This is a genomic window from Pacificispira spongiicola, assembly GCF_012926505.1.
GTDB lineage: Bacteria > Pseudomonadota > Alphaproteobacteria > UBA8366 > Aestuariispiraceae > Pacificispira > Pacificispira spongiicola.
The window spans coordinates 24,015-49,230 of record NZ_JABBNT010000002.1 but is presented as its reverse complement, the minus strand read 5'-3'; the positions used below and the strand labels follow the sequence as shown (position 1 = coordinate 49,230).

Sequence of the window (25,216 nt, the reverse complement as noted above, 5' to 3'; positions counted from 1 at the left end):
GCACCATGGGAAAGAAGAAACTCACCAAGTGCTATCTGGAGGTCGAGGAGAAGGCGGAGCTGGTCGCCAAGGCCGGCGCCGCCAATCTCTCGATCTCCGATTACATCCGCCGGATCGTGACGGGCCTCTCGGTACCGGCGCCGGAGCGGGCGAATACGATCCGCGATCTCCTGAAGGTGAATGCGGACCAGGCCCGGCTCGGCAACCTGCTGCGCCTCGCGCTCGATGACGACGGATGGCGGACGGATACGCCGGACGGGACCTGCTCCGTCGAGGAGCTCATCGGCGATATCCGGGTCCTTCAGGACCGCCTTAAGGCCATCGTTCGGACAATCTAGCGATGATCGCGCATAAGGTTATGGAAAAGAAGGACAGGGCGGCGGGAAAACCGCCGCCCTTCTCCAAGCGCGCCTATTACATCGCGGCCGCCAAGGAGGGCGACGAGAAGCTCGATCATCTGTGGATCGTGAATGCCGATGCCGGCACGGAGCGGGAGGATCTCGACCTGGCGGTAAAGGAGATCATGGCGGCGCATAGTCTCAATACCCGTTCCCAGGCCGACAAGACCTATCACCTCGTCGTCAGCTTCGCCGCCGGCGAAAAGCCGGAGCTGGACGTGCTGAAGGACATCGAGCGGCACTTCGCCCAGGCGCTCGGCTTCGAGGATCACGCCCGTGTTGCCGGTACCCATGACAATACGGATCACTATCACATCCATATTGCCTATTCGAAGATCCACCCGGAGAAGCTGACGATCCACGAGCCGAGGCAGGATTTTAAGGCGCTCGCCCGGACCTGTCGCGCCATGGAGCAGAAATACGGGCTTCAGCCCGGTATCACCCAGGACAAGGACCCGATCGAACGCCTGTTGACGCCCAAGGCACGCGATTACGAGGCGACGACCTGGGAGGCGTCGACGGAGCGCAAGATCCTGGAGCACCGTGAGCGTCTGGCTGAGGTCTTTGGACAGGCGACGACCTGGGCGCAGCTCCAGGACCTCGCCGCGAAGGAAGGCCTCGCCTTTGCCAAACGCGGTAACGGCTTGGCGCTGCTGACGCTCAAAGGCGGGAAGGGAATCAAGGCCAGCACGCTTGGCCGGAACTTCTCCCGGAAGGCCCTGGAGGAGAAGCTAGGCGCGTTCGAGCCGTCTCGGCGTACGGCGCCAGCAAAAGTGACCCGGTTCAACCGGGTGCGGCCGTCAAAGCGTCTGGCGGGCATGGGGTCGATGTGGCGGCACTATGTGACAATGCGCGGACGCCAGGCGAAGGCGCCGAGCCTGGTCGGGAAACTCTATCGAAACTGGAAGGCCTTTCTCTATGCAGATGCGCTGATCGATCCGCTCGCGATGGCGCTGATCCTCAGTCATCGAGGCCTGCTGGATCTGTTGGTGGGGGCAGATGCGTCGAGACCCGCGCGAAGGACCTCGGAGGTCGCCAAAAGTGCGGCGGCTCGTTCGATGGAGCCGAAGGTGCCTGAGAAGACGATCCTTCTTGACCACGGCAAGGCACCTTATCGACATAAAGAGGGCGCTCCGGACTCTTACTTCGTTACGATCCGGACAGGCGATCGCGCACCGGCGACGATCTGGGGGAACGACCTCGGGCAAGCGGTTGAGGCAGGGAAGGTGAAGCGGGGCGACGTGATTTCGATTTCTCTCGGAGACGAAATGGCTAAAAAGAGTACCGGAAGATGGCCTGGTCGAGCGAGATTCGGCGCAAATCGTTATGTTTGGCGGGTTTCTAAAGTTACGGTCCAGGAAATGACAAAGATAAGATAGGAAGTCGCAACGAATAACATCTTGAAGACCAATCCGTGTGATGCCGTCGCTATTGACTTATCATTGCCACCACACCATAAAAGCTCTCATGTGGATGCGCAAATTGCTCAAGCTAATCGTGTTGGGGGCGTTCGTCATGTCGATGGCGAGTGCCGTGGTTCCGAACGCGCAGGCTAACGACCACGCAGACCACATGGCTTCCGGTAAGATTGATCGGATGTTGGATCAGGACTCGTCTCCCTGCCCGATAGCGGACTTTCACTGCATGGTCTTCGGCGGCAACTGTGCTCCGTTGGCCATCGGCACTCCTCAAACTTCGAGTGTGAAATTTGCGGTCGGTGAGGCAAGTTTTTTCACTGAAGACACATTTCTGATGGGCCGAAACATCCCATCGGACCCCCGCCCTCCTAGAGCCTGACGGTTCCCGCCATTTGAAAAATCGGCCTGTTGTGACAGGCAACCGTCAAGTTTATCTGGGAGTTTCAAGAATGAAGACCGCTTTCAGCCGCATTGCGTCGGCCAGCATCCTCGTGTCCGCAGTTTCCTTTGCTACGTCCTCGGCGATCGCCGCTGGGGGACATTCCGGCATGATGGGAGAGGTTGGGCAGCCCGGCGACCCTTCAAAGGTTACACGGACCATCCAAATCGAGATGTTCGACAATTATTACGAGCCGGAAAATGTCTCGATCAAAGAAGGCGAGACCGTAAAATTCGTCATCAAGAATAGCGGCGAATTCGTTCACGAATTCAATATCGGAACAGCCGCTATGCATGCCGACCATCAGTCGGAGATGATGATGATGATGGAGCACGGGGTGCTCCTTTCCGATCGTATCGACTGGGATGCCGCGAAGGCGATGCAGCAGTCGATGGGACACGGAATGCATGACGATGCGAATAGTGCGTTATTGGAGCCGGGTCAGGAAGCCGAGATCGTCTGGCAGTTTCCCGAACACGCTGAACTTGAATTCGCCTGCAACGTTCCAGGGCACTACGACTCCGGGATGATGGGTCAAATCAAGCTTTCGCACTGACGAACGGGAACTATCTGACATGAAGCTCACGCGGCTGGTCCCGGTCATTGTGATCGGGATCGGTCTGCTACCGCCGATGACGGCGGTACAGGCCGAAACATACAACCTAACTGTTGACCAAGTGACGATCGATACTGGCGATTTCACGCGTACCGGTATCGGATACAACGGCACCTCACCTGGTCCTGTCCTTCGCTTCAAAGAAGGAGAGGACGTGACAATCAATGTCACCAATAACCTTTCTTCGTCGACATCAATCCATTGGCATGGGTTGATCCTGCCATTCGAGCAGGACGGCGTCCCAGGTATCAGTTATACCGGCATCGAACCGGGCGAAACCTTCACCTACCGCTTTCCGATCGTGCAGAGCGGCACGTATTGGTTTCACAGCCATTCTGGGTTTCAGGAGCCGGATGGGGCCTACGGGGCAATCGTTATAGAGCCGAAAGGCCGAGAACCTTTCCGATTCGACCGTGAATACGTCGTACAGTTGACCGATGCACACCCCCATTCAGGCTCGCGTGTCATGCGAAACCTGAAAATGATGCCGGACTACTACAACCGTCAACAACGGACGTTCATGGACTTTTTGTCCGACGTCGACAGCAAAGGTCTCGAACCCACCTTATCGGACCGCGCCGATTGGGGCGATATGCGGATGATGCCAACGGACATAGAAGACCTTCAGGGTGTGACTCCTCTGATCAATGGTATGGGGCCGACGGCGAACTGGACCGGGTTGTTTGAGCCGGGAGAACGAATCCGCCTTAGGTTCATCAACTCGTCTGCAATGACCTATTTCGACATCCGTATTCCGGGGCTGCAAATGACAATCGTGCAGTCGGACGGCAACAACGTTCAGCCCGTTAAAGTCGACGAATTCCGAATTGCCGTCGCTGAGACATATGATGTCATCGTTCAGCCCAAGGAGGCAAAGGCCTTCACTTTGTTCGCTGAATCCATGAGCCGTTCCGCTTTTGCGCGCGGTACCCTTGCTCCTGCGGAAGGTATGACAGCCGAGGTTCCTATGCTCCGCGAACCGCCCCTCTTGACCATGGCTGATATGGGAATGGCGCATGAAGGAATGGATCATGGTGCCATGGCTATGGACAATGGCGCTATGAACCACGGCACCATGGGTCAGTCCGGCATGCCTATGGGTGAACATGTAATGCAGGATGGGAAAATGATGTCCGGCATGGACCATAATTCGATGGGCCAAGGCATGTCTTCGACAAATGCTCATGTCATGCCCGATGGCAGCAGCATGGAGGGAATGGATCATTCGGCACATGGCGGTATGGCCGTAGATACGGCAGACCCGTTCTACGCCCCTGGCAGCGGATTGACGCCTACGGCCTACAATGATGGCAAGTTCCTATCCTACGCTGACCTGAAGGCCCAGAAACCTCTTTACCCGGATAGAGAGGCAACGCGGGAAATAGAACTTCGACTCACAGGAAATATGGAGAGATATATCTGGTCTATAAACGGCGTAAAGTATGCCGACGCAGATCCGATCGTCCTTCAATACGGTGAGAGAGTGCGGTTCAAATTCGTCAACGAGACGATGATGGCGCATCCGATGCATCTGCACGGCATGTGGTCCATTCTCGACAATGGAAACGGCAAATTTGATCCTGTTAAACACGTGATCAGCGTCGCGCCGGGAACGACCGTTTACACCGAGACGGAGGTGGACGCACCGGGTCAGTGGGCCTTCCACTGTCATCTTTCCTACCATGCTGATAGCGGCATGTTCCGGAAAGTCGTTGTTGAAGGCGGCCCCAATCAACAAGCTGCTGCATCCGGCAATGACATCCTGGCGGGAGGTGTACAATGATTAAACGGACTCTTATAGCGGCAGCTTTTACTCTCGCCGGAGTAACGGCAGCGTCGGCGGAACCTTTAATTTGGGGGGTCGATGTCGAGAAATTCGAGTACCGCCTGGGGGAGCAAAACGGAAACGCCTACGCGTGGGATTTCGATGCTCTCGTGGGTACAGACGAAATGAAGTTCGTGTGGAGAAGCGAGGCGGAATATGCAACGGACGAACGCAGTTTCGAGGTTCTCGACAACCAAGCGAGGGTGCAGATCCCGGTCTCGACATTCTTCGACGGCGTTGTCGGTGTTCTCGCTTCGACACCGAAAGGGCCGGATCGCTTTTATGGCGTGCTCGGACTTCATGGTCTGGCGAAGCAATGGTTCGAAGTTGATATGGACCTCTATGTTTCGAACAAACCGTTCGCCCGCGCCGAAATCGACTATGAAGGACTGATCACGAACCGGGTGACGCTTACACCAAGTTGGGAAGTGACGCTCCCGCTCAAGGACGATCCTGTAATCGGACTCGGTGCCGGGGGAATTAAAAGCGAAATCGGCCTGCGATTAAGCTATGATCTCGTGGACCGCCTTCTGTCGCCTTATGTCGGTGTGCATTACGAAAGTACATATGGCGATACCGCACGCTATCGATCTGAGGACGGAAAAAGCCGGGACGCTACATACCTCGTAACCGGTTTAAAGATGCTGTTCTAAGGCGAATGACCCCAGCGAAATCAGTTTCGCTGGGGTCCGCAAAAAGAACCGTGTGGTTATCGCACGGCAATATCGCAAAATCAGCATTGACCTTCCAGTGACTGGATACGTCACATTCGTTCCAAACCGCAGGAGACGAGCATGTCCGGACACGATAGCCACCATCAAGCCAAAGGCCATGACCACTGTCATCACGAGTCGAAGACGGACGCCGACGGAGAGTTCGACCAGGTTCCACCAGGCCATACCGGTCCTGTTTATACCTGTCCGATGCATCCTCAGGTTCGGCAACCGAACCCGGGCTCGTGCCCGATTTGCGGCATGGGGTTGGAGTTGGAAAGCGGCAATATGGCTGAAGAAGGCCCAAACCTGGAGTTAGTGGATTTTACGAGACGGTTCTGGGGCGGAGCGATCCTGACCTTGCCGCTTCTTATTCTAACCATGGGACCATTTGTCGGATTAAGCGGCGTTAGAGACATATTTGGGGAACGAACCACACTCTGGATCGAAATGGCATTGGGAACACCCGTTGTTTTGTGGTGCGGTTGGCCGTTCCTGGTAAGAGGATGGAATTCTTTCCGCACAATCAACTTGAACATGTTTTCGCTTATAGCGATGGGAATTTCGTCAGCCTGGGCATTCAGCATTGTAGCCGTGGCATGGCCAGAGGTGTTTCCGGACGGGTTCCGAAACGCGGATGGACATGTGGGCGTATATTTCGAGGCGGCTGCAGTTATCGTCACGCTTGTACTTCTTGGTCAGGTTATGGAATTGCGGGCTCGGGAAGGCACGGGCAAAGCGATACGAGCGCTCTTGGATCTAGCAGCAAAAACCGCTCGAGTTATCGGGCCCGATGGACAGGAACACGAAATAGCGCTCGAAGATGTCGAGATTGGTGCCCGGATACGGGTCCGGCCGGGCGAAAAGATCCCGGTGGATGGAGTAGTGCTGGACGGGCGTTCGTCCGTTGACGAAAGCATGATTACGGGTGAACCGGTACCGGTCGAAAAGACGCCCGGCGATCCATTGACTGGCGCTACAATTAATGGAACCGGCAGCTTTATCATGGAGGCGACAAGGGTCGGGGCCGACACGATGCTCTCTCAGATCGTTGACATGGTTTCAAAGGCTCAGCGATCTCGCGCGCCTATCCAAAAGTATGCGGATATGGTCGCCGGTTACTTCGTGCCGGGAGTTATCGGGATCGCGGCATTGGCGTTTGTAGGGTGGGCAGTATGGGGACCAAACCCCGCATTGTCATATGCACTTATATCAGCGGTCGCAGTTCTGATTATCGCATGCCCATGCGCATTGGGATTGGCGACTCCTATGTCGATCATGACCGCGACCGGGCGGGGCGCTCAACTCGGCGTGCTGATCAAAAACGCCGAAGCCCTCGAAAGGTTCGAGAAAATCGACACGTTGATTGTCGATAAAACTGGAACGTTGACGGAAGGGAAACCCAGGTTGGTCGCGGTCTTGCCGGAAGACGGCTTCGATGAAGCAGATGTGCTTCGGCTCGCGGCGACCTTGGAAAAGGGTTCAGAACATCCTCTCGCGGAAGCCATCGTCCGCGGTGCGGAGGAGAAAAGCGTCGCGCTGACGGAAGCGACGGATTTCGAGGCCGTCACCGGGAAGGGGGTTAAGGGAAGCATCGCAGGCCAGTCGGTTGCACTTGGTAACGCAAAAATGCTCCACGATCTGGGCATCGATGGCGGTTCGGTTTCGGAGGTTGCGAACACCCGCCGCGACGAAGGCGAGACTGTAATGTTCGTTATTGTCGATGGTCGCTTGGGCGGCCTTATCAGTGTCGCCGACCCGGTGAAGGAGTCGACGCCAGCGGCGCTGCAAGCGCTCCATGAGCTCGGCTTTCGGATCATCATGGCAACCGGAGACAATGAACGGACCGCAACGGCCGTGGCAGCAAAGCTAGGCATCGATGAAATCCGCGCAGATGTCCTGCCTGAAGACAAAGCGCGCATCATTCGCGACCTTCAAGCGGCAGGCAAAAAGGTAGCGATGGCTGGTGACGGCGTGAACGATGCTCCAGCCCTCGCGCAAGCCGATGTGGGGATCGCAATGGGGACCGGGGCGGATGTCGCGATTGAAAGCGCCGGAATTACCTTGGTGAAAGGAAATCTGGACGGAATTGTACGTGCGCGGCGACTTGCGCAGTCGACAATGAACAACATCCGCCAGAATCTCTTCTTCGCGTTGATATACAACGCAGCGGGTGTGCCAGTGGCGGCGGGTGTTCTATTCCCATTCTTCGGGATTTTGATCAGTCCCATGTTTGCGGCTTTTGCGATGAGCGCCTCGTCCATCTCTGTTGTGCTGAACTCGTTACGACTGCGCAGTGCGAAAATCTGAAAACAGGAGAAGCGAAATGAGCGTTCCCTCGACGCCCGACAGAGACCCTCAATCGGATAATAAGGTCCAACTTGTACCTTTCTTGCGATCGAGAACAGGCATGACGCTTGTCGTCCTGATTGTCGTCGCAGGTTTAATGCTGGCCTACGAACATCGCGTTCATATCGCCGGGAGCGATTGGGTCATCTGGTTGCCGATCCTCATATGCGTCGGCATGCATTTTTTTATGCATGGTGGTCACGGTGGTCACGGTAGCAACCGCAACTCTGACGAGGACAAGGCATGAATGAAGCTGGCCCGTCCTATGGTCTTTGGCTGATGGTGATTGTGAACTCGGCCGTTTTCATCATTTTCGCTTTTAGCTTTTACAAGCCGAAAACGTCTCGAGACTGGCGGAGTTTTGGTGCATTCAGCGCCTTCATCATCGCTTTGTTTACCGAAATGTACGGTTTTCCACTCACAATCTTTGTCCTGTCAGGATGGCTACAATCGAACTGGCCTGGCATAGATTGGTTTGCGCACGATAGCGGCCACCTGCCAGAAATGATGTTCGGTTGGAAAACAAACCCGCACTTCGGCCCATTTCACCTGCTGAGTTTTGCGTTGATCGGGGCTGGTTTTTGGCTGATCTCGGTGGCTTGGCACCACCTTTGGGCCGCCCAAAGATCGGGACAGCTCGCGGTCACTGGGCCATACGCACGCGTGAGACACCCTCAATATGCCGGATTTGTCCTCATCCTGGCAGGTTTCCTGGTGCAATGGCCGACGTTGCTCACGCTTGTCATGTTTCCAGCACTCGTATGGATGTATGTGCGTCTTGCAAGATCGGAGGAAGCTGACTCGTACGCTCGGTTTGGGGAGGATTATCATCGTTACGCAGCGCACGTTCCGCGATTCATACCGAACTTTGGTGCAGGCCCATATATTGCGTGAAGATGAGAGAGACGATGGACCATATGCACGAGACTAACGAATATAAGTCCGGCTCGATCACTCTCGGTGGCGCCGTTGCCATGGGAACCGGCGTAATGATCGGTGCAGGCATATTTGCCTTAACCGGACAAATTGCAGAGCTCGCCGGACCGCTTTTCCCGCTGGCCTTTGTGGCAGGAGCGATCATCACCAGCTTCAGCGCTTATAGCTATGTCAAAATGTCGAATGCCTGGCCTTCAGCGGGCGGAATCGCGATGATCCTACAGAAGTGCTATGGGGCGGGTGCGATCGCTGCCGGCGCCGCCCTGCTGATGGCGTTCAGCATGGTCATCGCTGAAAGTCTCGTTGCACGCACATTTGCGACCTATTTGCTGCGCCCGTTCGATATGGAAGGCGGGCCGCTAGTTCCTGTACTTGCTGTGGCCGTTATCCTGTTCGCATTTCTGATCAATATTGCCGGGAACCGGTCTATCGGTCTTTTCTCGATCGTCATGGCTGTGATCAAAATTGGCGGTATTGCATTATTCGGTGGAGCCGCGATTTGGGGCAGTGGCTTAGGTTTCGCGACAGAGCCCAGCGCCGGTGACTCTTACGGCCTGACAGGATTCGTCGCGTCGGTTGCGTTGGCTATTCTTGCATTTAAGGGTTTCACTACAATTACGAATAGTGGTTCGGAAATAACGGAGCCGCATAAAAATGTGGGGCGTGCGATTACCATTTCCATTGCTCTATGCGTCATTGTCTATCTGATGGTCGCATATGGCGTTGGAGCGAGCCTTCCAATCGAGAAAATTGTTGCTGCCCGAGACTATTCATTAGCCGAAGCTGCCGAGCCAACGCTGGGACAAGTCGGCTTCCTACTAACTATTTTGTTGGCAGTCGTCGCAACTGCTTCCGCTGTGCTTGCCAGTGTTTTCGCCGTTTCGCGAATGCTCACGATGCTGACCGACATGAAAATGATACCCCACAGCCACTTCGGCATGTCAGGGCCAATTCAGCGTCATACATTGGTGTATACCGTAGTAATTGCCTCTACGCTCGCTGTCCTATTCGATCTGAGCAGGATCGCCTCGTTGGGCGCATTTTTCTACCTTGTCATGGATATGGCTGTGCATTGGGGGGTCTGGCGGTTTCGAAGAAAAGAGATCGGAGCTGCAGGTCTTGTCCTGCTAACAGCCTTTTCTTTCGACGCGATAGTTCTCGTCGTATTCACAGTGATGAAACTACAGTACGACCCAACCATTGTCGTCTACGCGGTAGCGGCGATTGCGGCGGTATTCGTCTTCGAGCGCTTTTATCTGTCGCGATGGCGCGCTCCGACCGATGAAGGCATGTCTGGGCATTGATATGCCATGGGTACGAAGCGAAATATCTTTTCTCAACGATTAACCCGGCTCGCGGCATTGATAATCGCGGCCCTGGCCGTCGCTCTGTTTCTTTTGTATTTCGGTCAAGATGACCAGGGCTTTTCGGAATCCTTGATAGCAGTACTTGATCGTCATCCCCTGATTGGTCCGGTCATACTAGTTCTGATCATGGTGTTCGCCGTTGTCGTCAGCCCCATTCCCAGCGCACCGATCACTTTGGCGGCTGGCGCCGCTTACGGACATTTCTGGGGAACCATCTACGCGCTTGTTGGCGCCGAAATTGGTGCATTGATAGCATTTGAAATTGCCCGGCGTTTTGCGCGCGTACCGACAAGAGAGTGGATATCCGGGCGGTCAATACCGGTACTGACATCGAAATCGCAAATTGGATTGTCTGCGATGGTGTTGTTAACGCGGCTGTTGCCCGCGGTTTCGTTCGATGTTGTCAGTTACGCGGCTGGATTGACGGAAATCCATCGGCGCTGGTTCGCAATCTCAACACTGTTTGGAATGGTTCCCGCGACATTCCTTCTATCGCATGCCGGTGCCGGTATTCGTGCTTCGGAAGGTGGCATGATCGATATCCTGTTCGCCCTAGGGGCTCTAGGGCTACTCACAATCGGCGGCATATTGTTCAACACAAGACGAAACCGATAAAATAAATACTCAAAAGGGAAACAAGGTTATGAAGGACGCAAAGAAAAAATTCGGCCTCAAATCGATCGTTACGATCGTTGCTATCGCATCAGTTGCTGGCGGTGCGTACCTATGGCGGCAAAGCGCCGATAAGCCATCGGAAGCTGGTGCAACCTTGGTGATTCCAGAATTCTCTGAGGTCGCGTTTGCAGGCGAGCAGTCTTTCAACAATACCTGCGCAAAATGTCACGGAATGAATGCGATTGGGACAAAAAGCGGACCTCCGCTTATCCACAACATTTACAACCCGGGCCATCACTCCGACGAAGCATTTTATCGTGCTGTTGCCATGGGGGCGAGACAGCACCACTGGAGATTCGGCGATATGCCTGCGCAACAGCACGTAAGTCCGCAAGAAGTTGCTCGTATTGTAGCATATATTCGTGAACTTCAGTCCGCGAACGGGATCCGTTACGAAAAGCACACAATGTAGCCAAGTCTCTAGGACGGTCCGCACTTTTGGGGGCCGCCCTACGCTGGCTTCCTACTTAGGTACGGTGCTATCTCGCTGTACCTGACATTTGCGTCGGCCTGCGCTTGATAGTAACGAAAGACCTCTTTTAAGGGGGCACCGATGTCTTTGTAAGCCGTCAGCACGGCGATCAGTGCTCCAAGAGACAAGTCGCCGGAAATCACAAGGTATCCTCCAATTGTATAGAAGAAAAATGGCGTCAACTGCGATATGAAGTTGTTTATCGTTTTGAGAAGATATTTTTTCTTGTGAATTCCAATGCGGATATTTTGAAGAACTCTGTATGAAAGGTAAATTTTCCGGGTCTCCTCTCCGCTCATTCCACTGCGTTCGCTAATCCGTTCTCCCAACTCGCGGACTTCGACAAGTCGGGAACGGGATAGCATGTTGATTTTACGCTGAAATTTCGGAACAATATAAATTTGGATGGGTAGGAGAGCCATCGCTGCAAGGCCAAGGACAACGTCCTGGACTAGCATGAATGTTAAAATCGTCAGGAAAGTTCCGCCTTGCAGGAGAGGGAGTACAATCGATTCCGCTGCGAATCCCGCAACCGGCTCTACTTCCTGAACAATAATGGGTATTAGGTCACCGTTCTTGTTTCGATTCTTTTTGAATGTGGTTCGTGAGATGTCGAGCCGCAGGCGCCTCGAAATATGTTCAGCAAGCGCTCCGGCCTGCATATTCACATGGAACTTAAGAAATCCATGAACGCCCACAACCACCAAGAACAAGATACACAAAATTATAAGTGCTGAAGTCTGAGTAATCTCGAATACGAGATACTTAATTGGATAATGGCCAGACTCTATGGCGTTATTTATTATTACTTTGGGAAGTTCGAGACTTGCGTACAATGCTGGTAGCGATAACGTGGCCAATACCGCGAGCTTAATTTGCCGCCGCCACGAATGCTTGAGGACATAACTGCCGAGTGATGCTTTGCTGATCCAGCCAGACCGTTGCGACGCAAGTTTCGCAATTAGAATACGCTTAAGAAACGGTAAGATCGAATTCAGTATCTGAGCTCCTAGGAGGAGCGGCAGAGCGTACATTGTAAAAAATAGTACTGTATGAACCCACCAGTGTGATCCGTTGTTAACTAAGGCGGAATAGTTGTCTACGTATGAATGAACAAGTTCGATCACGTCTGTTCGGTCCTATTTTAATTTAATAGCTGATTCTGAGTTTGGGCATGGTTCGAGCGGTAAGTCGGAAATTCTTTCTCCCAATGCACCAGCTGCGAGTCGATTTAGAAGGTTCGTGTTTCCTCGGATGGCACTTAAAGCCCTGATTTTAGGCTATTTTGAGGCGGATTCGGGGCTTTTCTGGGAGCCTCTGGTTGGCGACTTTTCTATCAATTTTACTATATGAATAGCGACGACGTTGTAGCCGAATCTTCAATAGGTTTGAGAGAAATGGAACGGCGGCTGGGGGCAAACTTGCGCGCCCTCCCAGATATTGTAGGGATGGCTTTTGGGAATAGCTGTAATTTGGAACGGGCGGCGGCAAAGATAATGACCTGAGCGGAAGTGAAGGCAGATAGTTTGGGGCTTTCGCATTGAAATTTCCCTATCGCCTTTATGAAGGCCCAACCGGTATGTTCAAAATCGGAGCGCGGCTCACTGCGTAGAAGTATCACGAATCAATAGGTCTGAAATATGGTCTCATTTGCATTGAGCGGCGAAGCCGCGAATACGCCCGGTTCGAGAAGTGGGACCACTTCACCTATCTTGCCAACCTACGACGTGAGAAATTGTGAGAAGATTTGAGAATTCGAGACCCAATTCGGGTCAATTGCGAGAAAATTTGAGAATTTCTGAGAATACCATTTGAATGCAACCATTTAGGGAGTGCATCCCCGGCGACTAACCGCTAAAGGGTTGTTACTCTTGAGAACGAGGGTAAGCTCCTTTCCTTCGTTCCTTCACGGAATCAGTAGGTTAGGATGTCTCGACGCAGCCGGGTCGCGATATATGCGCGCTATTCTTCAGATCTTCAAAATCCCTCGTCGATTGAAGATCAGGTCTTCCTTTGCACCGAATTAATGAAGAAAGAGCTCGGTGTCGTGAGACCTGTCGGCGTGTTCACCGACGCGGCCTATACCGGTGCGACCTTGAATCGCCCGGGCGTAATCGATCTGCTCGCATTGGCCGAAGCAGGAGGCGTTGATATCATTATCGCCGAAGGACTTGATCGTTTGTCACGCGATCTCGCAGATATCGCGTCGATTTATCGGACTCTCCAATGCCAGGACGTCTCAATTCTGACTGCCCATGAAGGCCGGATCTCAGACCTCCATATTGGATTCAAGGGGACAATGAATGCCGTGTTCCTGAAGGACCTGCGGGATAAGGTCCGGCGCGCGCACAAGAGCCGCTTGGCGCAGGGGAGGGTCCCGGCCGGTTTGTGCTATGGATACCGCGTGGTGAAAGGCGTTCTGGATGCTCGAGGAAATTATGAAACCGGTCTACGGATGATCCATCCCGAAGAGTCGGCTGTAGTGCTGCGGATCTTCGAGGAGTTCGCATCAGGAACTACGCCAAACCAAATCGCCCGATCATTGAATGCGGACATGATCCCAAGTCCGGGCGGAAAAGCCTGGCGTGTATCTGCGATCCTGGGCGCGCCATCCAGAAGCCAGGGAATACTGAACAATGAGATGTATAGCGGTTGGATCGTCTATAACCGAAGCCGAAAAGTCATAGATCCGCGAACAGGCAAGGCGCGCCATGTCCTGAAGCCCAAGGATCAGTGGGACAAGCGTTTTGTTCCCGAGCTTCAGATTATCCCGGACAGTTTGTTGGAACAGGTGCAACGGCGCCGAGCTGAGCGCCGACTATCCCCGGCGACAGGAAAGATCGGGCATATACGGGGGCGGCCAATCAACAAACGGCCGCTCACGTCGTTGGTGGTTTGCGGTGAATGCGGCGGAGAAAAGGGTATTGCGAATGCCGGACGGTATGTCTGCAACGTCGCGCGATTCCAGGAAGGAAAGTGCTCGAATAACCGAGGGACCAAAGAAGAGGTTCTAAAAAATGTCCTATTCGAGTTCTTATTCGCCCGGATTGATGCTGAAAGTAGATGGATAGAGTGCCTTGTTGAATCGTTAGCTCCTCGATGGGCCTCTTATGAAGGGGTAGAAACGGAGATCCGAGACCTGGAAAAACGCCACGCGCGATTGTTGGACGCCGTAGAAAACGGTGTAAATCCTGGGAGCACGGTTGAGCGGATCGTCAACTTGGAAGCACGGTTGAACGAACTCAAGGCAATAGCGCCTCCGCCTTCTGTGCCGGATTCAACGGCGGAGATAAAAGGGCGCCTCAAAACCGCTTTAAACCGGGCAGAAGCCAGATTCTTAGATCAAAAATATGCACGGCTAATTCAACGGTTGATCGAGCATTTGGTCGCGAAAATTGAGTTGTCGCCAATCAAATCGAAACATCACGGTGAAAGTCTCGAGATTTTCCTTAAGCCGGATGGCTGGGCTACGTTCTACTGTGACGCGGCAGATTTGTGGCCGGACTTGTTTGAACCGTCTCGCACTTATGCGAACAGTGCCAAAATTGCGTGAGGCATCGTGATCGCGCGTTTCTAGATTGGTCGGCCTTATCCTAATCAAAACCAATCAGGTGGCGATTGCATGCCGACCTCATACAGAAGCAAGACATCGGTGACAGGACTACGCAATAGGGATTGGCTCACAAAGTCCAGTTACAGAAAGGGCTATTCAAAAAGCACCTTTACTAATGATTAAGAGCGGAGCCGCCTTCCATCCGCTTAAGGTTGTGTTAACCTCCACAAAGAAGATCAGTGTGGGGCACGTTCCATGGCCGATGAAATATATATTGAAGGTTTAGCTGAGGCGCTTGGTGAATTTTTTGTGGAAGCGCCCGCTACTACTAAGACGATCTGGGATGAGTTAAACGATTGGGGGCTGACTCTAGCAAGCTGGCAGCGGTTCATAGTCTCCCATGCGGTGCGTGACGGGACGCTCACTGACGAGCGGGTGAATGAGGCTTATCGGCTCTTTCAACGGGACAACAAACTCGATGCGGGCGATGAGGAATTGCCCGATATCCCTGCTTCTGTCACCGGTCGTGCAGCAGTTGCAGGCGTGAGCTCGCTTGTCCTCCAAGAAATGCGGGCCCTTAAAAACGTCAACGCTATCCCAGAAACCTCGTCTTTGACATTTGGCGCAGGGCTCACTGTTGTTTATGGGCACAACGGGGCTGGGAAAAGTGGCTTTGCCCGAATGCTGTCATCGGCATGTTTCAGCCGATCCGATCCGACAATCATTCATAATATCTATGATAATAAAGCGCCGGACACGCCCGCGACGGCGGAGTTTTTGATTGAAAAGGGAACTGGCAAGAGTGAGGCCATCGCTTTTACCGTCGGCGATGAGGATTCCGACCTTCAGCGCATCAGCGTTTTTGACTCGTCGGTTGCCCGTGTCCACTTGGCAAAAGAGAGCGAACTCGGCTTTCAGCCCGCTGGGTTTGATGTGTTTGATGAGTTGATGCGGGTTGTCGGGCTTATCATTGAAAAGCTGGATGCCGATATCGCCTCGCGAACCAAGCCAAACAAATTCGATCAACTCTTTGCCGACTCTGGCCCGATTGCCGATCAACTGGCCAAGCTCACCTCCAAAAGTGACATTGCGGCGCTCCGGACGCTTTCGGTCTTTGGTCAAGCCGAGCAAGAGCGACTTGATGAGGTTGCCCGCCAGGAAAAGGAGCTTCTCGCAAAGTCCCCTGTTGAGACCTTAAAGGCGCTCGCGACGGCCAAGGTGGATATCGCTGCCTTGCAAAAGAAAATGGACGAAATTTGTGGGAGCTTGGGTGACGAGGCCAGTGTTAAGGCACGCACGATGCTAGGCGAGCACCGAGCGGCTACGGCGGGGGCGATCAAGGTTGGTGCCGAAACTGTATCGCACCCAAACCTCACGAAAACCGGAACCGATGAGTGGGATGCCTTTGTAGAGGCCAGCCGCACGCTCGGTCAGGCCGAGAGCGACACTTACCCAGCGGAAGGCGACCCATGTCTTTTGTGTCATCGCCCCTTAGACGAACCGAGCGCCACGCTTATAAAACGTATGTGGGGGTATCTGGACGCTGATGCTCGCAAGGCGGCGGTATCCGCCGACGAGAAAATTAATGCCTACCTAAATGAGCTTCGGGCGCTCAAGCTTACATTGTTGCCTGCCGATAGCCGTGCCCGATCGGAACTCGCAAAAATCAATCCCGATCTTGTCGCGACATTTGACGGGGTATCGGCAACCTTTGCCGCGCGCCGAGAAGTGCTTGTTGGGGCGCTTGATGCCGGGCAGGCGGATCATCTACCCGCCGGAAATTTGACCTTGCCCGATGCCGAAATCGCCAATTCGGTTGCCGAAATACATGCACAGGAAACGGCGCTCAAAGACGGCAAATTCGACGAAATGCTTGCTAATCTCAAATCCGAGCACATCACCCTTCGGCAGCGTCAGGTTCTCGGTAAAAATATCGAGGATGTTGCCGCGTTTGTTGAGGGTCTTGCGTGGATAGAAATGGCCGGAAAGGCCAAGCCTAATCCGCGCTTTGTAACCGAAAAGCAGAAAGGTCTTTTCCAGACCCTGATCGAGGGTGCCTACAAAGCCCGACTGGAAGAAGAATGCGCCAAACTTGAATGTGCGCTCCCCATTGAGTTTAAGGCACGCGGAAGCGCAGGTAAGACGCTTCGCGGATTAAAGGTGCAGGGTGGGCACAAGCCGGAAGATATATTCAGCGAAGGGGAGCAGCGCGCCTTAGCCCTTGCCGACTTCCTGACTGAAGTAAACTTAAACCCCGCAAGTGCCGCTATCATCTTTGATGATCCTGTAACGTCACTTGATCACATGCGTAAAAAGCGCATTGCCCGTCGTCTTGTGGAAGAATCAGCTATCAGGCAAGTGATTGTGTTCTCGCACGATATTGTCTTCGTGACGATGTTAACCGAGCTTACTAAATCGCAGGATGGGATTTCTGCCGATGTTCATTGGATTGAGCGTGATTATTCCGGCAACCCGGGAGCGGTGAAGCTCAATGACTCTCCAGCCAATCACAAATCATACCTTTCAGTCCACAAAGCAAGTGAATGCCTCGCTAAGGCCAAGAAGTCAGCCGGACAGGAGCGTGTTGACCTTATTGAAAAGGGCGCGGATGCCCTACGGAGGACGATTGAAGAAACGATAATTCACGAGCTTCTCAACGGCACGGTCGTTAGATGGGAAGAGCACATACGCGTCAACAATCTGCGGCAAATTTTCTGGACGGATGAGATAGCAGAAGCGCTTCGCAACCTGCACGGTGATGTATCCCGTTTAATCGGCGGGCATTCACATTCAGATGAATACACAGGGGGAACGCTTGATCCTGATGACCTTGAAGCATTGATCGAGCGTGTGAAAACAACAAAGCAGGCCATTAGCGACGGCAAAAAATCGAAAAAGTGACAATCCGATAATGACGATTCTATTGCCAGTTCATGGGCAAGTTAACTGCATCCTAAGCCAGAACTGCGAGAGTACCCTGTTTGACCGGTGACCCCGTTCCGAAGAATTTGTCCATCGAAAACGTGAGATTTTGGCAAACAAGACTGTAGTGTCAGTGAAGAAGGTCTACCCTCCACGCTAGGACTCGCTCGACAAATATCTCCGCGATTTCTTGTTTGTTAGCGCATTCTAGGTGGGTCCCGATCGTAGAGCGTAGGGATTTTGCGGGATTGAAAGTCGTTCGTCTAAAACTCACGGTACCTCTGAAGTAGGCGACGGGGGAGCGGATGGGGGCGGTTGTCCTTGTCATAGCCTTCAAGGCCGTCGCTAGTAGCGCGATGGCGCCGTCTGTACCTCTCTCTCGGAGCGCAATGCCGTATTGCGCCGCTGAGATTTCGGGCAGCAGTACGGCACGGATCATGTCGATCCTGGCGTGCAACTCACCGTCGGCAATGCGGGGGGAGATCGGTTTGCCGTCGAGGAGCGGGATGGCTTGGATGACGATTTCGCGATCCTCGGCGTTGAAGGAAGGTCTGGGGGGCGATTTCCTGTCGCTATCGTTCTTGCCGTTAACCGTCCTACGTTTTTTGGCTTTTTCCGGTGGCGTAGGATTCTCTGTAGGATTTATTGATTTATTATCTCTTAAACCAAGGGGGGCGGTGTCTTGCCCCCCTATACTCATCGTCGTCGACACATAAGGGCCGAGCGCCTGAACAATCTGGCGGCAGGGAAGATAAAGGTTCGGGGCGTTCTTGCGTGCTGAGATCCGCTCACGACGGACGAAGATAAGGCTGCGTTCGACCAGCAGACGAATCGTCGTTTTGACCGAACTGCGGGAGCAACCGGCGCGCTCAGCGAGTTGATCGTGGGTCAGGTACGTTGCCTTGCGCTTAGCCTTGAGGCATTCGCGTAGGAGTTCGACCAGGACACGGGACTGCGTGTCGGTCAGATCGCGGATCGTCCAAACCCCCGATTCGATGCACCAGCGACGGGCATTGGCGCTCGTGCGCCGGCGTTCGGCTGCGTCGCAGTAGAGATTGCGCAGCGGCTTGATTGCCGATTTCGCAGCCTTGTCGGCCGGCTTGAGAACCTCTGGGGCGTTATTCGCCGGTTGCGATTCGTAGTCGCGATACTGTTTGGCCCGTCTTTCTGCCGCCAATGCCTCGTATCGAGAGAAGGCATCTGGATCGGTTTCCTGCAATTCCTTCGCCAAGCTGGCGATCTCTCGGCAGGCGACAAGCGTATTGATTTCTCGTGCATCCATGGCGGCATGGAGCCGTTGAATGCGGGACAGCGCCGGGTGGGACAACCGTATCCTCCCGGGGCGCGGAGTGCGCATATGGGCAAAGCAGGTCCGTTCGGGAAACAGCCGTTTCCCGTTGACAGGCATTCGGAAGCCCACTAGCCTCGAAATTGTGAGATTTCGTGAGGTGCTGAGTAGCTTGTGGGCTGCCGGTGCTTCAAAAAGAGCCGGAGCCTGGCAGGGCTGCCGGCTCTCTTTTTATCCGGATCTATGTTCGCGTAATAAGCGTGATTTTCCGCAAACCCCTTCGTTAGGGCTTGCAGCGCCACCAGTGGGACCATAGAATCGATCCCAAGCGAATCAGCGGAAAGCGGTGGTGGGCACTACAGGATTCGAACCTGTGACCGTTCGATTAAAAGTCGAATGCTCTACCAACTGAGCTAAGTGCCCGTGCGCAAAGGGGGACTGATTGGCCGCCCCGGCGAACGGGGCGGAACATAGGCAAGCCGGACCGGGTGGTCAATCATTTGTGCGCACGATCGGCAGCATTTCTTTCCGATGGTCGGAGAGCTCCGGAAACGCGCCCCTCTATCGATCAGAACGATACTCAGAACGATACCAGGAACCACTTCTCGCCCGCGCTCAGCAACAGGGCCAATAGGCTGAGGGGGACCGTCAGGAGCAGTGTTTTAATCTGAACCATCTCTTCATCTCCTCTTCTCGTTCAGGATTGTGCCCGAACACGGAGGATCATGCAGTGACGACGGTCACGGGAGACGGCGAAAATGTGGCGATTTTTGGGTATCCACCCATCGAGGAAGGGGGCGGATCAATCGCCGCGGAACTGTTCGACCATGTCTTGCAGGCGTTCCGTATCCAATAGAATCAGACTGTTACCACTCTTTTTCACCAAACCCTTGCGTGTCAGGTCGCTGAGGACGCGGGCGACGGTTTCACGGGTCGTCGAAACGCGGCTGGCCAGTTCGCTATGAATCGGGACGGGGGAGATGACGGCGGACCCGTCATCGCGGATGTTCGATTTCGCAAGGCGCAGCAATTCCGCGTGAACCCGGTTGTTCGCGCCCAAGGTGCTGAGGTCCATGATTCGTTCGACGGACAGTCGGACCATTTGCGCCAGACGCTTCATCAGGACAATGGCGACCGGCGGGTGTTCTTCCAGCATGCTGCGGAAGGTGGAGGCATTCATCGTCGCGACGGTGGATGGGGCGATGGCGACGACATTGGCGGAGCGGGGCTCCCCGTCGATCGCGGCCAGTTCACCGAACAGCGATCCCGTGCGCAGATCGTCGAAGGCGACCTCACGGCCCGAAACGGAGTAGTTCACGACCCGGGCGACCCCCTTGGTGATGAAATAAACGTCTTCGGAATCGTCCTTGAAATCGATGATTGTCTCCTGCGGGGCGTAATCCCGCCAGCGACAGCGTTCCTCGATCTTCCGCAATGCGTCTTCGGACAATCCCTTGAACAGGAAAATGCTCGCAAGACTGCGATCCGAATCCCCTGACATACAATTTTCTCCTGTCCCCAAACGGTCGGCGAAACCCTATCCCAACTACCGGAGTATGGCGAGCGGGTTATCGCCAAGCGCCGTAATACGGATTAGGCTAGTAAATACTACCTTTATATGAGTAGTTTTCGGTGTTTCTTCGCGGTAGTAGGGCATACGGGGAGCGTATGAAGCGGTTCAGGTTCGGGTCCAGTGTGCTTTGGGTGGCATTGTTCGCGCTGTCCATCGTTGTCGGTGGGCTGGCGACGACCTTCTATGCGGCGGACCGGTTGGACTATCAGGAGCAGGCGTCGCTGATTAACCGCGCCAGGAACGATGCCGTGCGGTTGACCGAATTCGCGACCCTGGCCCTAAAACAGGGCTATATCGCAACCCAGGTCATTTCCGAGAGATTGTCGGCCGCGGAAAGTCTGGATCGGTCACGGTTCGATTCGCTGGTAAAAAAATCCGTCCGATATGCGGATTCCGTCCGTTTCCTGTCTGTCGCCCTGGCGACGAGATCCCGCCCGAGCGGAGAAATACCCGTCGATGACTTTTCCATCGTCTACAGTTCAGACGGGGCCGGGCCCTTGAAGGTAGGCGCCTCCCTGGCGCAGACGACACCCTTTTTGGACTGCGCGAAAATGGCTTTGGAAAATCAGGGGGATGTGGTGCTGAGCTCATCCCTGGCGCAGAGTAACGGCAGCAGCCTTTCCAGCCTGATCACTGCCGTGCAGTTCGATGACGAGGACGCGGTCGTCATCGCGATGTTCGATATAGGCACCTATTTCAAGAATTTGATGAGCACGGCGGCGCCCGACGGCTTGGTCCTGCGTCTGGAGGAACAGGACCATACCGGCGCGAACCGGCGGTCGATCATGGGCAATCCGGAAGAGGCCGCGAATACGGTGCGTACCTTCGTCTTGCCGGTTACCTATGGGCAGACGACATGGCGCTATATTTGGGAAATGTTGCCGACCTATCAGGCCGGGTCCGAGCAATCCCTGGGCTTCATGGTGCGCTTGGGCGGTACGGTCTTGTTTGTTTTGGTCGGGGTGTTGATCGCGTCCCTGCTGTTGTTGAACCGTCGAGTGACGCAAGCGGTGAAGGCGCGGACGGTCGAATTGGCAAGGGCCCGCGATCAGGCGGAACTCGCGAACCGGACCAAATCCGAATTCTTGGCGAATATGAGCCATGAGCTGCGCACGCCGCTGAATGCCATTATCGGTTTTTCGGAAATCCTGGAAGACCAACTGCACGGGCCGGATGCCTGGCAAAAGTATCGCGAATACTCGTCTGATATCTGCCAAAGCGGCCGTCACCTTTTGGCGCTGATCAACGATATTCTGGACTTGTCGAAGGCGGAGGCCGGACATCTGGAGCTGGACGAGGATTATGTGATCCCGGCGGCCCTGATCGATTCAACAGTCCGGCTGGTTCACGAACGTGCCCGCAATGCCGGGGTCGAAATCAGCACCGAGGTTCAGAAGACATTGCCGTATCTGCGGTGCGACGAACGACGGGTGAAACAAATCCTGCTGAACCTTCTGTCCAATGCGATCAAGTTCACGCCGCGTGGCGGCCATGTCGAAATTTCCGCTTTCCTGGCAGAGGACGGCAGTTTCCATCTTCAGGTAAAGGATACCGGGATCGGGATGCGGCCGCAGGACATTCCGGTCGCACTGTCCAAGTTCAAGCAATTGAACGACGGTGTGGAACGCGATTCCTCCGGGACCGGACTGGGGCTGCCGTTGGCGCAGAACATGGCACAATTGCACGATGCCGATCTTGAAATCGTATCTTTCCCGGGGAAGGGGACGACGGCGACCGTGATCTTCAAACCGAACCGGGTCAGTTACGATCTGTAATCCCGTTGCGGATCGCGATTGCGGTGCGTCGTAACGCCGGTATAGTGAGCGCTTGGGTGCGATGCAGCATCCGTAGCCGGAAAGCGTGATCGGTAAATGAACGACAGTTCGCATGACGACGAAGAACACCCCTCCCGCTCGGGCGTTTTCAGCAAGCTCAGGGCGTATTTCTTCGCCGGGGTTCTTGTAACCGCGCCGATCGCAATCACGATCGCCCTGGCCGTCTGGATCGTATCCTATGTCGACGATACGATCGTTCCACTGATCCCGGCCCGCTACAATCCCGACACGTATATCCAGCAGTATCTCGGCATCGATTTCGGTCTACCCGGATTGGGGGTCGTCGTTCTGGTCACGGTGATCACGATGATCGGCGCCTTTACCGCCGGGCTCGTGGGCCGCTGGGTCGTTCGCATGGGCGAGCACTTGCTGGACCGGATGCCGATCATCCGCAGCCTTTACAAGCTGACGAAGCAGATTTTTCAGACGGTGCTGCAAAACCAGTCCGACGCGTTCCGGCAGGCGGTTCTGGTTGAATATCCGCGCAAGGGGATCTGGGCGATCGCTTTCGTCACCGCCAATACTCAGGGCGAATTGAAGGCGAAGCTGGGCGGGGAGCATGTGAACGTTTTCCTGCCGACGACGCCGAACCCGACCTCCGGCTTCCTGCTATTCGTCCCGAAGGAAGATATTCGCGTCCTCGACATGCCGGTGGAAGACGCGGTGAAGCTGGTCATTTCCGCCGGGATCGTTCATCCGGGCGACCATCTGGTGGGGGAAAACGGCAACGGAAAAAGCCCGCAATCCTAACCGGACTTCAAATTCGCGATCGCCGCGTCGCGTTCGAATAGATACAGCAGCAGTCGCAGGCGCTTGCCGCGGTCGCCGGTCAGGTCCGGGTCCCGTTCCAACACCAGTTTCGCGTCGTCATTGGCGATCCGCATCAATTCGCCGTGCAGGGCGATGTCCGCGAGACGGAATTCCGGCAGGCCGCTTTGCTTCGTGCCCAGAATTTCCCCCGCGCCGCGTAGTTCCAGGTCCTTTTCGGCGATCACGAAACCGTCTTCGGTTTCGGACAGGGTGCGCAGGCGTTCGCGGGCCGTCTGCGTCAGCTCTTCGGACCGGACCAGGATGCAGGTGGATTCCGCGTCGCCGCGTCCGATCCGACCGCGCAACTGGTGCAACTGTGCCAGTCCGAAGCGTTCCGCCTGTTCAATCACCATGACGGTGGCGGCGGGGACGTTGACGCCGACCTCGATCACCGTCGTGGCGACCAGGATATCCCCCGGTCCGTTGACGAAGCGGTCCATCGCCGCGTCCTTTTCCTTACCCTTCATACGACCATGAACAAGGGCGACGCGATCTTCCCCGAAATGCTTGATCAGATCGGCATGGCGACCTTCGGCATTGGCGAGATCGTTGGTCTCGGATTCCTCCACGAGGGGACAGACCCAATAGATTTTCGCCCCTTCGCGTAGTTTCCGGGTCAGACCGTCGACGACCTCCGTCAAGCGGTGATGGGCGACCACCACTGTCTTGATCGGCTTGCGCCCCGGCGGTTTGTCGGTCAGGCGGGAGGAGTCGAGGTCACCATAAGCCGTCATGGTCAGCGTGCGCGGGATCGGCGTCGCGGTCATGACCAGCATATCCGTCTTTGCCCCTTTGGCGCCAAGTGTCAGGCGCTGATGCACGCCGAACCGGTGCTGTTCGTCGATGACCGCCAGCTTCAGGTCACGAAATTCGACATCATCCTGGAACAGGGCATGGGTGCCGATGGCGAGTTTCGCGCTGCCTTCCGCAAGTGCCGCCAAGGCATCACGCCGCACCGCCCCCTTGTCCCGACCGGTCAGGACCACGCATTTCAGGCCGAGCGGGGTCAACAGGGGGGCAATGGTGTCGAAATGCTGCCGCGCCAGGATTTCGGTTGGCGCCATCAGGGCGGCCTGTCCGCCGGTTTCAACCGCGTTCAGCATGGCCAGTAACGCGACGACGGTCTTCCCGCTGCCGACATCGCCTTGCAGCAGGCGCAACATCCGGTGTGGGGAGGCCATGTCGCCGTATATTTCTGACAGCGCCGTGATCTGGCTGCCGGTCAGGGCGAAGGGCAGGGCGCTTTCCACCCTGCGGCGCAGGGAGCCGTCGCCCTTGATGACCTGCCCGCCTTGACGCTTTGCCCGCATCCGCACCAGGGTCAACGCCAACTGGTTCGCCAGTAATTCGTCATAGGCGAGACGCAGGCGCGATCGGGACAGGGGGGACAGGTCGCCGGACCCTTCTGGGGCATGGGCGGTTGTGATCGCCTGCCGCCAAGTCGGCCACTCGCGCTGTTTCAGGAAGGCGTCGTCCAGCCATTCCGGCATTTCTGGCGCGCGATCCAGGGCGGCATGAATGGCCTTCGCCAGGACTTTCGGCGTGATGCCCTGGGTCAGGGGATATACGGCTTCGATTCCCGGGATCTCGTCGGCCCTGTCCAAGGGCTGCACATGGTCGGGATGTGCCATCTGCTTGATCCCGTTATAGAGATCCAAGCGTCCGGAAACGATTCGCGTCTCGCCGGGCGGCAGGATCTGTTCCAGATATTTCCGATCCCCGCGAAAGTAGGTCAGGATCAGATTCCCGGTATCGTCAGCGGTGTGGATACGATAGGGCCGCCGCCTGTCTGATGGGGCTTCATGGCGACCGACACGCACCGTCAATGTGACGATCTTGCCGGGAAGGGCCGCGGCGACCGTCGGGCGATCGCGCCGATCGATGATCTCTCGCGGCAGGTGCCACAGCAGGTCGACGACATGCGGCCCCGCCGCCTTTTCCATCAGCGCCGCGATACGCGGTCCGACGCCTTTCAGGCTGTCGAGCTTCGCAAAGAGCGGGAAGAGGATTTCCGGGCGCATGACAAT

General features: G+C 55.3%; 19 protein-coding genes and 1 tRNA gene. 15 read left to right on the top strand and 5 right to left on the bottom strand.

What is annotated here, in order from left to right:
- Positions 1-5 precede the first annotated feature (5 nt).
- The 11 genes from HH303_RS05470 (at position 6) to HH303_RS05420 (ending at position 11,148) form a co-directional block, all read left to right on the top strand.
- The gene (locus tag HH303_RS05470) at positions 6-338 is read left to right on the top strand and encodes a plasmid mobilization protein (RefSeq protein WP_169624233.1); all 333 of its coding nucleotides are present in this window, start codon (positions 6-8) and stop codon (positions 336-338) included.
- A gap of 2 nt (positions 339-340) precedes the next feature.
- Entirely contained in the window at positions 341-1,777 is a 1,437-nt protein-coding gene (traI, locus tag HH303_RS05465; protein ID WP_169624232.1) for a TraI/MobA(P) family conjugative relaxase, read from the top strand.
- Positions 1,778-2,265: 488 nt separating this feature from the next.
- Entirely contained in the window at positions 2,266-2,811 is a 546-nt protein-coding gene (locus HH303_RS05460) for a cupredoxin domain-containing protein (RefSeq protein WP_227421594.1), read from the top strand.
- Between the two features lie 19 nt (positions 2,812-2,830).
- Positions 2,831-4,654: a copper resistance system multicopper oxidase gene (locus HH303_RS05455; RefSeq protein ID WP_169624231.1), complete on the top strand. Its 1,824-nt coding sequence runs from the start codon at positions 2,831-2,833 to the stop codon at positions 4,652-4,654.
- The gene (locus HH303_RS05450; protein ID WP_169624230.1) at positions 4,651-5,349 is read left to right on the top strand and encodes a copper resistance protein B; all 699 of its coding nucleotides are present in this window, start codon (positions 4,651-4,653) and stop codon (positions 5,347-5,349) included. Before HH303_RS05455 ends, HH303_RS05450 begins: the two co-directional genes overlap by 4 nt.
- A 141-nt stretch (positions 5,350-5,490) precedes the next feature.
- A complete protein-coding gene (locus HH303_RS05445) occupies positions 5,491-7,719 on the top strand; it encodes a copper-transporting P-type ATPase (RefSeq protein WP_169624229.1) in 2,229 nt (742 codons plus the stop codon).
- A 100-nt stretch (positions 7,720-7,819) separates the two neighbouring features.
- The gene (locus tag HH303_RS05440; RefSeq protein ID WP_227421593.1) at positions 7,820-8,005 is read left to right on the top strand and encodes a DUF2933 domain-containing protein; all 186 of its coding nucleotides are present in this window, start codon (positions 7,820-7,822) and stop codon (positions 8,003-8,005) included.
- Positions 8,002-8,652, top strand: a complete 651-nt coding sequence (locus tag HH303_RS05435; protein ID WP_169624227.1) for a methyltransferase family protein — start codon at positions 8,002-8,004, stop codon at positions 8,650-8,652. The genes HH303_RS05440 and HH303_RS05435 overlap by 4 nt, the downstream gene beginning before the upstream one ends.
- Before the next feature lie 14 nt (positions 8,653-8,666).
- The gene (locus HH303_RS05430; protein WP_169624226.1) at positions 8,667-9,998 is read left to right on the top strand and encodes an APC family permease; all 1,332 of its coding nucleotides are present in this window, start codon (positions 8,667-8,669) and stop codon (positions 9,996-9,998) included.
- Positions 9,999-10,004: 6 nt separating this feature from the next.
- Positions 10,005-10,676, top strand: coding sequence for a TVP38/TMEM64 family protein (locus HH303_RS05425; RefSeq protein WP_169624225.1), 672 nt, complete (start codon positions 10,005-10,007; stop codon positions 10,674-10,676).
- Positions 10,677-10,704: 28 nt separating this feature from the next.
- Positions 10,705-11,148, top strand: coding sequence for a c-type cytochrome (locus tag HH303_RS05420; RefSeq protein ID WP_169624224.1), 444 nt, complete (start codon positions 10,705-10,707; stop codon positions 11,146-11,148).
- A 38-nt stretch (positions 11,149-11,186) separates the two neighbouring features.
- Here the strand turns inward: HH303_RS05420 and HH303_RS05415 are convergent, their stop codons facing one another.
- Entirely contained in the window at positions 11,187-12,335 is a 1,149-nt protein-coding gene (locus tag HH303_RS05415; RefSeq protein ID WP_169624223.1) for an ABC transporter transmembrane domain-containing protein, read from the bottom strand.
- 800 nt (positions 12,336-13,135) lie between these two features.
- On the opposite strand from HH303_RS05415, the gene HH303_RS05410 reads away from it, so the two are divergent.
- Complete coding sequence (locus tag HH303_RS05410; protein WP_169624222.1) at positions 13,136-14,761, top strand: recombinase family protein; 1,626 nt, start codon at positions 13,136-13,138, stop codon at positions 14,759-14,761.
- Positions 14,762-15,016: 255 nt separating this feature from the next.
- The gene (locus tag HH303_RS05405) at positions 15,017-17,662 is read left to right on the top strand and encodes an AAA family ATPase (RefSeq protein WP_169624221.1); all 2,646 of its coding nucleotides are present in this window, start codon (positions 15,017-15,019) and stop codon (positions 17,660-17,662) included.
- A gap of 151 nt (positions 17,663-17,813) precedes the next feature.
- Here the strand turns inward: HH303_RS05405 and HH303_RS05400 are convergent, their stop codons facing one another.
- The 3 genes from HH303_RS05400 to HH303_RS05390 all read right to left on the bottom strand — a co-directional run bounded on the left by HH303_RS05400 (position 17,814) and on the right by HH303_RS05390 (position 20,472).
- Positions 17,814-19,010: a hypothetical protein gene (locus tag HH303_RS05400; protein WP_169624220.1), complete on the bottom strand. Its 1,197-nt coding sequence runs from the start codon at positions 19,008-19,010 to the stop codon at positions 17,814-17,816.
- A 308-nt stretch (positions 19,011-19,318) separates the two neighbouring features.
- Positions 19,319-19,394 (bottom strand) — tRNA-Lys (locus tag HH303_RS05395).
- 379 nt (positions 19,395-19,773) lie between these two features.
- Positions 19,774-20,472 carry a Crp/Fnr family transcriptional regulator gene (locus HH303_RS05390; protein ID WP_169624219.1) on the bottom strand — a complete coding sequence of 233 codons (699 nt, stop codon included), beginning with the start codon at positions 20,470-20,472 and terminating at the stop codon, positions 19,774-19,776.
- 167 nt (positions 20,473-20,639) lie between these two features.
- Here HH303_RS05390 and HH303_RS05385 point away from each other — a divergent pair, with 167 nt between their 5' ends.
- Together HH303_RS05385 and HH303_RS05380 are read left to right on the top strand one after the other, a co-directional pair.
- A complete protein-coding gene (locus HH303_RS05385) occupies positions 20,640-22,319 on the top strand; it encodes a sensor histidine kinase (protein WP_169624218.1) in 1,680 nt (559 codons plus the stop codon).
- A 96-nt stretch (positions 22,320-22,415) separates the two neighbouring features.
- A complete protein-coding gene (locus tag HH303_RS05380; RefSeq protein WP_169624217.1) occupies positions 22,416-23,129 on the top strand; it encodes a DUF502 domain-containing protein in 714 nt (237 codons plus the stop codon).
- Here HH303_RS05380 and recG read toward each other — a convergent pair.
- A complete protein-coding gene (gene recG, locus HH303_RS05375) occupies positions 23,126-25,210 on the bottom strand; it encodes an ATP-dependent DNA helicase RecG (RefSeq protein ID WP_169624216.1) in 2,085 nt (694 codons plus the stop codon). The genes HH303_RS05380 and recG overlap by 4 nt on opposite strands.
- Positions 25,211-25,216: the final 6 nt, after the last annotated feature.